The sequence below is a fragment of the Achromobacter sp. GbtcB20 genome, assembly GCF_019091095.1.
Taxonomy (GTDB): domain Bacteria; phylum Pseudomonadota; class Gammaproteobacteria; order Burkholderiales; family Burkholderiaceae_B; genus Achromobacter; species Achromobacter mucicolens.
On record NZ_JAGXJZ010000851.1, the window covers coordinates 1 to 240 of the forward strand.

Annotated in this window: 1 pseudogene; it reads right to left on the bottom strand. The window is 68.3% G+C overall.

Annotated features, from left to right (window positions below):
- A pseudogene (locus tag KVT32_RS31380) lies at window positions 1–80 on the bottom strand (coproporphyrinogen III oxidase); the annotation flags it as partial.
- Window positions 81–240: the final 160 nt, after the last annotated feature.

Consider the following 240-nt stretch of genomic DNA (forward strand, 5'->3'; position numbering starts at 1 on the left):
CAGCGGCGCAGTTGGCCGTTGCGAAAGTCATACAGCGCCTGGGCAATCACGGCCTGGTTGAGCGGATGCGATGTGGACATGCGGCCTCCCTCGCTCACGTCCCGGGCGCCGTGGTGCCGGCTTCCAGGTCCAGCAGACGCCGGGCGAGGCGCAGCAGCCGAAAGAGCTTGACCAACGCCGTGTCGCTCAAGCGCCTTGCGCCGCTGCCATGGCCTTGGCTCTGGCCGTGCAACAGGGTCG